Raw genomic sequence first — 5,660 nt, 5'->3', positions numbered from 1 at the left:
GTGTCCGGATGCTTGTGGAATGAGTGTCCGGATCAGCGTGGAATCAGTGTCCGGATGTCGGTGGAATGGGTGTCCGGATGGTCATGGAATCCCCAGTCTGACATCGGATTCTCTATAAAGCCCGGCCTGGACTCAAATGCTTAAGTGAACAGCATTACGTCCTTGCGACGGGCTTTTTGCTTCCTGCGTATTGATTGATCAACGACCGCAACCCACACCCAATCAACTGACACAGATCAACCACTCGGCGCAAAATGAGAATTAGTCTCAATAGAGACTTGCTATTATCTCAATAAGAATTATTCTCATCAAACCGATACAGGAGATGGAACATGACTTATTTGATCGATGCATGGCTGGATCGCCCGCACCCCTACCTCAGAATTCTTCATCGGGAAACGGGAGAAGTCTGTGCGGTATTGGAGGAAGAGGCACTCGAAGAATTGCGGGACCAGGGCGATCTTGATGTACACAGCCTGAGTTCCAGCGAGCCGGTGGTCCTCAAGGAGCTGGTGCGCAATCTGTTTCTGTTCTGCTATGCGCGGGCGTTGCGCCCGATGGGCGAGTTGCACTGAGCATGAAGCATCAGCACAACTCCACTGCTGAACGAGTCAGCGCGACTCGTTCGGCAATCATGCGAACCGACTGAACCGTTTACAGAACGGCCAGCAGTTCCACGTCGAATACCAGCACGCTGTGCGGTGCGATGCTGCCGACGCCCTGAGCGCCGTAAGCCAGCTCGCTAGGTACATACAGACGCCATTTGCTGCCGGTGTTCATCAGCTGCAGCGCCTCGGTCCAACCAGCAATCACGCCGCTTACCGGGAATTCCGCAGGCTCGCCACGATCATACGAGCTGTCGAAGACAGTGCCGTCGATCAGCGTGCCGTGGTAGTGAGTGCGCACCTGATCTTCACGGGTTGGCTTGGCGCCATCGCCAGCAGTCAGGACTTCAAACTGCAGACCAGAGGCAAGCGTGGTAACGCCTTCGCGCTTGGCGTTTTCAGCCAGATAAGCCACGCCAGCACCAGCCGCTTGCTCGGCCTTGGCGGCTGCTTCGGCCTGCATGATTTCGCGGATGACTTTGAAACTGGCGGACATTTCTTCCTGACCCACACGGCTTGGCTGACCGGCGAATGCATCGCGCAGGCCTGCCAGAATTGCGTCCAGGTTTACGCCCGGCGGCGGGTTGTCACGCAACTGGTCGCCCAACTGGCGGCCAATGCCGTAGCTGACGCGGGTTTCGTCGGTGGACAGATTGACTTCGGACATGACACTGCTCCGCAGAGGGACGCGCAGTCAGCAACAGCGGAAAGCCTTGACGGCAATAGCGATGCGATCTGTAGCGCCCCGAACCAAAAGGGCGAGCAGCCTAGCACAATTGGCAGTCTCGCCCTACCGCAGCAACGCGCAGGGCCTTGCGTCAGGACCAGGAAGAGTGAAACGAAATCGGTATGCGCATTTCGGACTTGTCGTTGACTGGCATCCCGCACAGCTCGTCATGCACGACGCAATGCACCAGATAGAACGGGACAACCGGCACATTTTTCAGCAGGTCGCGCGCATGCTCAACCGAGCGAAGGTGCAGCGTCTTGCCGGCTGAATCCTTGAGCATGGCGGAGCTGCCGTTCATACGCACGTCCAGCAGATAGATACCGCCCTCGATGGAGATCAGATTCAGCTCATCAACCCGCCCAGCCTGAGCGTGGTCGGTAAATTCCTGATAATTCATGATCAAACCCTCAAGCCGCTTCTGAAAACATTGGAACAGACGTTTTACAGCACACCGAAACAACACGCCAGACGACAGGCCAGAAACAAAACCAACCGCCCATCACTCGGTGTCGAGCTGAGGGCGGGCGGTCATGGAGCCCGAAATTGTTGAGTACTCAGTGCTTGGTCAGCTTGTCCAGATACCCCATCGCGAATGCGGAGATCACGAAGGTCATGTGGATGATCACGTACCACATCAGGTATTCGGTCTTGATGTTGGTGGCATCCATGAATACCCGCAGCAGGTGGATAGAGGAAATCGCCACAATGGACGCCGCCACTTTCATCTTCAGTGACGAGGAGTCCATGGTGCCAAGCCAGTTGAGCTTCTCCTTGCTTTCATCAATATCCAGCTGGGACACGAAGTTCTCGTAACCGGAAATCATGACCATCACCAACAGCCCGCCCACCAGGGCCATGTCGATCAACGACAGCAGCACCAGAATCAGATCCGCTTCAGCCAGGGAGAAGATATTGGGGATGACGTGAAAGATTTCCTGAAAGAACTTCAGACACAGCGCCAACAGGCCAAGGGACAGGGACAGGCCGAAATAGATCGGCGCCAGCAGCCAGCGCGATGCATACATGGCATTTTCAAAGAAACGTTCCATTGGTACTCGCAAGTGTTTTGAAAAGACGCGCGAGTATATCAGCGGGAGTGGGCCGCTCTAGTCATGTGACAAAATAACGCACATAGAGCAACCCAACCTCAATGACTGTCGGTTTACAGCACATCAGAACGGAGAGGAACGCTGAAAACTTGAGATGTCACTGTTGATACGCCGCAGCTCGGCCTGCATGTGCAGCCCCCAGATCGACAGATCCTCAGCGGCCTGGTAACCGTGCAGTGCCAGATTGTCAGCGATGGCAGTCAACACAGACTGCGCAGCGATTACGCCGTGGAAAGGTCCCTGGGACCTGATTGCAGAGGGTTGTTCCCCGGACATTCCTGCGGCGAACAACAACATCCATAGACCACCCTCTCCGGAGAGAGGACGAATGACGCATTCAATGCGGGTCGTCATCCCCAGGCATTGACGGGTAAGGCAGAGTCCGTGCGGCATGGAAAGCTCCTGATCAGCACCTGTATTCACCCCTCTCATCAAGCAGGATGGCGCCAATCCATTTGGCCACTGCAGTCACCAAGACAGAATAGAAGAAAAGCCGCAGAAGAAAAGCCTGCCTGGATAAACGGCCGCTGGATGACCCGCAAACATCCAGCAGCCGTTCACGCGCGATCAGACCTTGAGTTCAGGTTGCAGTTGGGCAGGCTCCTTCTCCAGCTCTTCTTTCAGGTCTTCATCGCTGAGCATTTCAGCGATGTCGCGCAGACGCTCTACAACGCGGGCGTTGACACTGCCTTCCGGGAACTCGCCGTTCTCGTCCGGCTCACCGGCAGGCTCACCCACCAACAGGCTCAATGCCTCGTCCGCCTGACGCACCGCATAGATGTGGAACTGCCCGTCACGCACCGCCTGCACCACGCGCTCATCCAGCATCAGCGTGGTGACATTGGCGTGCGGAATGATCGCGCCCTGCTCCCCCGTCAGACCACGGGCCTCGCAAAGACGGAAGAAGCCCTCGATTTTCTCGTTGACGCCGCCCACGGCCTGCACTTCGCCGAACTGGTTGATGGACCCCGTTATCGCAAAACACTGCTTGAGCGGTGTGCGCGACAGCGCTGAAATCAATGTGCAGGCCTCGCCCAGCGACGCACTGTCACCGTCGACGTAACCATAGGACTGCTCAAGCGCGATGCTGGCGGAAATCGCCAGCGGGAATTCCTGCGCATAGCGGCTGCCCAGATAACCGGTAAGAATCATCACGCCTTTGGAGTGAATCGGCTGCCCGAGATTGACCTCACGCTCGATGTCGACAATCCCGCTGCCGCCCGGATAAACAGTAGCGGAAATACGTGCAGGCACACCGAACGCCGAATCGCCCACTTCCAGAACGGTCAGGCCGTTGCACTTGCCGACCGCCGCGCCGTCGGTATCGATCAGGATCACGCCCGCCATCATGTCGTCGAGAATCCGCGCCGAGACGCGACCGGTGCGCGTGGCCTTGGCCTTGAGCGCACGCTCGATATGACCGGCGTCGGTCTTGTCATCGCTGGCCAACTGACGAATGAAGTCGGCTTCGCTGACCAACTGGAACAGGTCGCCGATACGGGCCGACAAACGCCCCTGATGTTCTGCCAGACGAGCGCTGTAAGTGGCCAGACGGGCAACCGCATCAGCGGTCAGAGGCGCCATGCCTTCTTCCGAGGTGCGGGTTTTCAGTAACTGGGCGAACTGCTCCAGTGTTTCGTCGACCATCGGGATTTCTTCATCGAAATCAACCAGCACCCGGAACATCTCCTGAAAGTCCGAATCCAGGTCCTGCAAGGTGTAATAGAGCGAGCGCGAGCCAATGATGATGATTTTGACGCTCCACGGAATAACCTGTGGCGTCAGGGTAACGGTCGCCAGACGGCCCATTTCACCCAATGGCGATTCCATTTTCAGCTTGCGCGATTGCAGGGTGCGTTTGAGCGCATCCCACACGAACGGCTCGCTGAGCATTTTTTCGGCTTCAAGAATCAGGAAACCGCCATTGGCGCGGTGCAATGCACCTGGGCGCAGCTGGCGATAGGTGGTGTACAGAGCGCCCTGATCAGTGCTGTATTCGATGCGGCCAAACAGGTTGTCGTAGGTCGGGTGCGGCTCGAACACCACCGGTGCGCCGCCGTCACGGGTGTGACCGACAACCAGGCTCGGGGCGTATTGCTCTTCCAGCAGCTTGCGCGCCTGCGCATCGGTCTTGCTGTCATCCACCAACTGCTCGACCAGCGTTTTGAGCAGATACACCTGCATCGCTTGCAGGTAAGCACATACGGCTGCGTTCTCGGCGTATTTTTCCGAAAGCGGCGCCAGCAGTGGCTGCAGTGTCAGAGTGATGGTTTCTTCATTGAGCTGGCGCAGCTGATTATTTGACTCGCGCTTCCATTGCGGCAGGCTGGCCAGCTCTTCGTTGAGGCGTTCTTCCAGCGCGGAGATGTCTTCGTGAAAACGCTCGCGGTCCGCTTCCGGCAGCTGAGAGAATTCGGCCTCGTCCAGCGCCTTGCCGTCTGCCATCGGCGTGAATGCAATGTTGGAGCTGTCGCGATACAGCGCGATGTCTTTCTCCAGCGACAGACGCTCGATCACGTCCAGGGCACGGTCATAGCGCTGGTTGAACGCCCGGTCGATCGAACTCTTCTTTTGCTGATATGACGGATGCTCAAATACTGCCGGAAAAGTCACCAGCAGGTTGTCGATCAGCCCGCCGATATCGCTCATGAATTCCTGGGCACTGCCCGGCGGCAGTTCGAGTGCTTTTGGCTCGCGCGGCTCATCGAAATTGTTCACGTAGACCCAGTCGGAAGGCGTCTGCATCCGCTTGCCTTCGGCCTTGAGGTAGCGCTTCACAAACGAGAATCGACCGGTTCCAGGCTCACCCATGACAAACACGTTGTAACCGGGACGCGGCATGGCAACGCCAAACTGCAAGGCTTCTACGGCGCGTTCCTGGCCGAGTACACCGCGAAAGGGTTCCAGCTCGTTGGTGGTTGAAAAGCTGAATTGTTCTGCAGAAAAAGGGCGGGTCAGCGCGTGTGGCGCAAGGCGTAGATTGGCTGCGACAGAATCGGGCATCAGTGTTCCTTACATCAGGCGGGGCAGATGTCGGCATTCTGGCGCTCGCCGCACAATACTTGCAAGGCAGGAACGACCGGAATGGCGTTCGCTCGCGCAAACAGCCCGGCGAAGTGTCTAGTCCTGAAATAGGTTTACACCTATTTCAGTCTCAAAGCGCCCGATGCACCGCATCGGGCGTTTTGTATTTCAAGGACAGATGCGGCCGCTCCC

At 57.2% G+C, this 5,660-nt stretch carries 6 protein-coding genes; 1 reads left to right on the top strand and 5 read right to left on the bottom strand.

The window, feature by feature from the left end; genetic code table 11:
• Positions 1 to 332: 332 nt before the first annotated feature.
• The gene (locus KDX37_RS28595) at positions 333 to 575 is read left to right on the top strand and encodes a PA4570 family protein (protein ID WP_024685451.1); all 243 of its coding nucleotides are present in this window, start codon (positions 333 to 335) and stop codon (positions 573 to 575) included.
• Between the two features lie 79 nt (positions 576 to 654).
• Here the strand turns inward: KDX37_RS28595 and KDX37_RS28590 are convergent, their stop codons facing one another.
• The 5 genes from KDX37_RS28590 to KDX37_RS28570 all read right to left on the bottom strand — a co-directional run bounded on the left by KDX37_RS28590 (position 655) and on the right by KDX37_RS28570 (position 5,447).
• A complete protein-coding gene (locus KDX37_RS28590; RefSeq protein WP_231656554.1) occupies positions 655 to 1,272 on the bottom strand; it encodes an FKBP-type peptidyl-prolyl cis-trans isomerase in 618 nt (205 codons plus the stop codon).
• 151 nt (positions 1,273 to 1,423) lie between these two features.
• A complete protein-coding gene (locus KDX37_RS28585) occupies positions 1,424 to 1,732 on the bottom strand; it encodes a DUF6482 family protein (RefSeq protein ID WP_231656553.1) in 309 nt (102 codons plus the stop codon).
• Between the two features lie 157 nt (positions 1,733 to 1,889).
• Positions 1,890 to 2,384: a TIGR00645 family protein gene (locus KDX37_RS28580; protein ID WP_231656552.1), complete on the bottom strand. Its 495-nt coding sequence runs from the start codon at positions 2,382 to 2,384 to the stop codon at positions 1,890 to 1,892.
• 123 nt (positions 2,385 to 2,507) lie between these two features.
• Positions 2,508 to 2,837, bottom strand: a complete 330-nt coding sequence (locus tag KDX37_RS28575; protein WP_231656551.1) for a PA4575 family protein — start codon at positions 2,835 to 2,837, stop codon at positions 2,508 to 2,510.
• A 174-nt stretch (positions 2,838 to 3,011) separates the two neighbouring features.
• The gene (locus KDX37_RS28570) at positions 3,012 to 5,447 is read right to left on the bottom strand and encodes a Lon protease family protein (RefSeq protein WP_231656550.1); all 2,436 of its coding nucleotides are present in this window, start codon (positions 5,445 to 5,447) and stop codon (positions 3,012 to 3,014) included.
• Between the last annotated feature and the right edge of the window lie 213 nt (positions 5,448 to 5,660).

The sequence above is a fragment of the Pseudomonas californiensis genome, assembly GCF_021147775.1.
Taxonomy (GTDB): domain Bacteria; phylum Pseudomonadota; class Gammaproteobacteria; order Pseudomonadales; family Pseudomonadaceae; genus Aquipseudomonas; species Aquipseudomonas californiensis.
The sequence above is the reverse complement of the archived record's forward strand: the minus strand, read 5'-3'. Positions and strand labels throughout refer to the sequence as shown.